Source organism: Psychrobacter sp., assembly GCF_036731945.1.
Taxonomy (GTDB): domain Bacteria; phylum Pseudomonadota; class Gammaproteobacteria; order Pseudomonadales; family Moraxellaceae; genus Psychrobacter.
The window spans coordinates 57,686-60,375 of record NZ_DAINDI010000006.1 but is presented as its reverse complement, the minus strand read 5'-3'; the positions used below and the strand labels follow the sequence as shown (position 1 = coordinate 60,375).

4 protein-coding genes are annotated in these 2,690 nt (G+C 41.6%); all 4 read left to right on the top strand.

Translation table 11 applies throughout. The features are described from left to right. Positions 1-666: signal peptidase I (lepB, locus tag V7D75_RS02340; RefSeq protein WP_333613251.1), on the top strand; the 666-nt coding region annotated here is incomplete at its 5' end. A gap of 168 nt (positions 667-834) precedes the next feature. Next, complete coding sequence (locus V7D75_RS02335; RefSeq protein WP_333613250.1) at positions 835-1,230, top strand: DUF4845 domain-containing protein; 396 nt, start codon at positions 835-837, stop codon at positions 1,228-1,230. Positions 1,231-1,380: 150 nt separating this feature from the next. Further along, positions 1,381-2,178 carry a ribonuclease III gene (gene rnc, locus V7D75_RS02330; RefSeq protein WP_102077327.1) on the top strand — a complete coding sequence of 266 codons (798 nt, stop codon included), beginning with the start codon at positions 1,381-1,383 and terminating at the stop codon, positions 2,176-2,178. A gap of 182 nt (positions 2,179-2,360) precedes the next feature. After that, the coding region (locus V7D75_RS02325; RefSeq protein ID WP_333613249.1) for a GTPase at positions 2,361-2,690 on the top strand (330 nt) is incomplete at its 3' end.

The following is a 2,690-nucleotide window of genomic DNA, read 5'->3' as shown; positions in this document are numbered from 1 at the left end:
GGTGATTTTATCGCGGTCAATAAATACGCATATGGCGTCCGTCTGCCGCTGACTTATAATAAAGTAATTGATACAGGTGCGCCCGAGCACGGCGATGTAGCGGTTTTTCGTTACCCAGAAAATCCAAGTATTTACTATATTAAGCGCGTGATTGGCTTGCCGGGTGATACCGTCAGTTATAATCAAGGCACGCTTGCAATTAATGACACGCCAGTTCCTACTAAGGCGGTCAATTTTGACGCCGATGCTGAGCTGACCTCACAGCTATATCCAGCCGGACAAGTGACACCTGGACAGGTCTTGAGTGAAGATAATGCCATACGAATGGGGCAGCAAGAAGAAAATGAGGCCAAGTATTTTGAAGAGATTCAAGGCGACAACAAACACTTGGTTCGCTATTTAGCCGATATGAATAGCTCGCAGTACGCACCGTTTTTACAGCAAGAGTCACCAGAAGTGGTCAGCTCTGAAGGCACAGAATGGCAGATTCGTGTACCAGAAGGTCATTACTTTGTAATGGGTGACAACCGCGACCGTAGTGCTGATGGGCGTTTTTGGGGTTTTGTGCCCGATGATAATTTAGCGGGTAAAGCGGTCTATATTTGGATGCATAAACCGCCCGGTCTTAACTTACCAACCTTTAAGCGCAATGGTAGTATTGATTGATATTATTGCTGCATTAAAGAGTAACGCTCGCTAAAGAATAATGTTCCGATAATAGATTGTGCTAATATTATGGCCAGCCAATGAAAGCCATCATATTAAAGGTTGTTAACAAGACAGTTTTCTAAATATGGCAGTTTACCTATAGCAACTTACCCCTTGAGAGGTCTTATGGTGCAGCAGTTATCTGGGTTGTCTTCGCAGCGTGGCGCTAGTGTAACGAGTGTCGTTTTTATCATTATCGTTTTGGGCGTGGCTGCTAAATTGCTCGTCGCTATTGCACCGGCGCAAATTGGCGATTATCAATTAACAAAAACCTTAAGTGCGCAGCTTAAAGAGTCCAATGCCAATAAAGAAACGACCAAGCAGTTTGTAGAGCGCGTGAATAAGCAGCTGTCTATTAACGCCGATTATGATACCAAAGCAGAAGAAGTGTTTACTTTCACGGATAAAAAACCAGGTCAGCTGGCTATTCATAAGAAGTATGAAACCACCAATAATTTTTTTGGTAATATCGATATCGTTAATCGCTTTGAAGGCGACATTGATGCTACTACTGCCGAATAGCTTAATTATTAAAGCTTATATATCAAAACTTAAAGCGTTAAAATCAAAGTAATAAAGTACTTTGTTATTTTTAATTTTCTAACCAATTTCTAAAACACTGGTATTGCATTATATTTACCACTGAAAAAAAGGGATACACACAGACCACGCATGAAACCAACTTCGCAGTCTCCTCAGGCGGTTCCCAATCCCCATAAAAATAGCGTGTCTGATGACACGCTTATTATTAGCGCAGAATTTATTCAACGGTTAGCGGTATTATCGCGCAAGTTGGGCTATGTGTTTAATGATTTAAGCTTGCCTAAACTGGCGCTTACCCATCGTTCCTTTGATAGTAAGAAAAACTATGAGCGCTTGGAGTTTTTGGGCGACGCATTGTTAGGAATGATCGTTGGTGAGGCCTTATATCACCGCTATCCGACGCAAAATGAAGGCCGTCTGACGCGCATGCGGGCAACTTTGGTACGGCAAGAATCGCTAGTAATTATTGCGCAAAACTTAGAGCTGTCTAATCATTTGATACTGGGCGTTGGTGAGCGTAAAGGCGGCGGGCGTAATCGTGCTTCCATCTTGGCAGATGCGGTAGAGTCATTGATAGGCGCTATTTATTTAGACAGTCAAGATATGGATATTACCCGCGCTTGCGTGCTATCGTGGTATGGTGATCTCATAGACAATGTCAGTGACCAAAAAGCGCTAAAAGACGCTAAAAGCCGATTACAAGAATGGCTGCAATCTAAGCAGTTTGACTTGCCACATTATGAGCTGATGGAAACCCGTGGTAACGCTCCGCACCAAATCTTTGTGGTGCGTTGTCAAGTTAATATAAATAATTGCCCTGATATTACCGAGTCTGGTGAAAGCCGCCGTATCGCTGAGCAAAAAGCAGCAGAATTAATGATTAATCAGCTACATAAACTGCCAGGACAGCCAAAAAGACGTACCTAGTTTTTTAAAACTAATTTTTTTAAAACCATTTTCCGTAAAATTGAATTCGATACTTTCAAAAGATAATTTCAACGAACTTTTTTTTGAAATAACTCATACTTCTAACATGATCAGTCTTATGCCCCTTTTCTTTAAACAATTAATAAGTGGCATAACTGATGACAACCTCCAAGGATTAATCCATGAGCAATCAGCATGACTTGCCATTAAATAATGAAGATAATGCCAAAAATATGACCGAAAACCCAGATATGAGTTCAAGCCAAAGTGCGACTGTAGCAAAGGACGTTGAACAAAATAACGCCAGACTAAACGCTGCTAAGCTAACGGTTGATAGCTCAGAAGATGCTATGTCAGAGAATAACGCTATAGAAGATAACGTCCTAGAAAACGATCTGGCTATCGAAGAGTTCTTTTCATCAAATAACAATGCCCATATCGCTGAAGATTTTAAAGCCGGTTATGTGGCCATTGTTGGTCGCCCGAATGTGGGTAAATCAACCTTGATGAAC

Bases quoted from the DNA above. Each gene is read 5' to 3' on its own strand.
- V7D75_RS02335 (WP_333613250.1), top strand. From the start codon at position 835: ATGGTGCAGCAGTTATCTGGGTTGTCTTCGCAGCGTGGCGCTAGTGTA.
- rnc (WP_102077327.1), top strand. From the start codon at position 1,381: ATGAAACCAACTTCGCAGTCTCCTCAGGCGGTTCCCAATCCCCATAAA.